The organism is Kitasatospora sp. NPDC059722 (assembly GCF_042733235.1).
GTDB lineage: Bacteria > Actinomycetota > Actinomycetes > Streptomycetales > Streptomycetaceae > Kitasatospora.
On the sequence record NZ_JBHWGD010000074.1, the window covers coordinates 8,168 to 9,851 of the forward strand.

2 protein-coding genes are annotated in these 1,684 nt (G+C 71.0%); one reads left to right on the plus strand and one right to left on the minus strand.

The features are described from left to right. Positions 1 to 812 (plus strand): glycosyltransferase (locus tag ACFV4F_RS33345; protein ID WP_380508206.1); only part of this gene is annotated, 812 nt, incomplete at its 5' end. A 125-nt stretch (positions 813 to 937) separates the two neighbouring features. On the opposite strand, the gene tpx is transcribed toward ACFV4F_RS33345, so the two are convergent. Next, on the minus strand, positions 938 to 1,438 hold the full coding sequence (tpx, locus tag ACFV4F_RS33350; protein ID WP_359965739.1) for a thiol peroxidase: 501 nt from the start codon (positions 1,436 to 1,438) through the stop codon (positions 938 to 940). Positions 1,439 to 1,684 lie beyond the last annotated feature (246 nt).

Consider the following 1,684-nt stretch of genomic DNA (forward strand, 5'->3'; position numbering starts at 1 on the left):
CGCGGCCTCACGCGGCCGCGCCCCGCCGCCCCCCCCCGCAGCGGGCCCCCGCCCCCCCGCCGCCCCCCGTCTCCGGCAACGCCAAGGTGATCAACCGCGGCGGCCTGCTCGGCCGTTGGCAGCACATCGAGTACGTGGTCGGCTTCAACCTGGACCGCCGCCTGTTCGACCTCGCCGAGTGCATGCCCACCGTCCCGGGTGCCGTCGGCGCCTTCCGCCGCTCCGCCCTGCTGGCCGTCGGCGGCGTGGGCGAGGAGACCCTCGCCGAGGACACCGACCTCACCATGGCCTTCTGCCGTGCCGGCTGGCGGGTGGTCTACGAGGAGCGCGCCAAGGCCTGGACCGAGGCTCCCGCCTCCCTGGGCGCCCTGTGGCGTCAGCGCTACCGCTGGTGCTACGGCACGCTCCAGGCGATGTGGAAGCACCGCGGCGCCCTCGTCCAGCGCGGACAGGCGGGCAAGCTCGGCCGGCGCGGACTGCTCTACCTGCTGATGTTCCAGGTGCTGCTGCCCCTGCTCGCCCCCGTCGTCGACGTCTTCGCGCTGTACGGGGTCGTCTTCCTCGACCCGGTGCGGATCATCGGAACGTGGGCGGCCTTCCTGCTGGTCCAGATGCTGATGGGCGCGTACGCGTTCCGGCTCGACAAGGAGCGGCTGGGACCGCTGTGGAGCCTGCCGCTGCAGCAGTTCGTCTACCGGCAGCTGATGTACCTCGTGGTGATCCAGTCGGTCTTCACCGCGCTGGCCGGCTCCCGCCTCCGCTGGCAGCGGATGCAGCGCTACGGCACCCTCCGGGTCCCGGCGGGCGGCTGAAACCAGGGGCCGCTGAAGCCGGTGGGCCCCTGAAGCCGGTGGTCCGCTGAAACCGGTGGTCAGCTGAAACCGGTGGGCGCGGCCGGGGAAACCGGCTGCCCCCACTGGTCCGAGCGGGAGGCGCCTTACTTCAGGGCCGACAGGGCCGCGTCGTAGTTCGGCTCGTCGGCGATCTCCGCCACGAGCTCGGTGTGCAGGACGTTGTCGTTCTCGTCCAGCACGACGACGGCGCGCGCGGTCAGGCCGGCCATGGCGCCCGCGGCGATGTCGACGCCGTAGGCGGCGTGGAAGTCGCGGTTGCGGAAGGTGGAGAGGGTCTTGACGTTCTCCAGGCCCTCGGCGCCGCAGAAGCGGGCCTGCGCGAACGGCAGGTCGGCCGAGATGCACAGCACGACGGTGTCGCTGAGCTCGTTGGCCTCGGCGTTGAACTTGCGGACGGAGGCCGCGCAGGTCGGGGTGTCGACGCTGGGGAAGATGTTGAGGACCTTGCGCTTGCCCGCGAAGTCCTTCAGCGACGCGTCGACGAGACCGGCACCGACGAGGGTGAACGAGGGCGCCTGGCTGCCCGACTGCGGCAGCTCGCCCGCGACCTGAACCGGGTTGCCCTTGAGGGTGACCTGAGCCATGAGGGTTTCTCCTCCAGATGGACCTGCTACGAAACGGCCACACCGCGAACCGTCTCGGGTGACCGGGGAACACGAAGATCCTACTGAGTGTGCCGAGGCGGTGGGAGTGCGTGCCCAGCCACCGGACACCCGCGGGGGGGGCGCCCCCCGGGGTCGGGCGCCGCCGGGAGCAACACGCGCCCGCGGCCGCGCGCGGTATAAATAAAAACAAAACCCCCACACAAACAAAATCATCTGAGAGGGTGT

Excerpts from the sequence above, each read along its gene's own strand:
- tpx (WP_359965739.1), bottom strand. The coding sequence starts at position 1,438 with ATGGCTCAGGTCACCCTCAAGGGCAACCCGGTTCAGGTCGCGGGCGAG.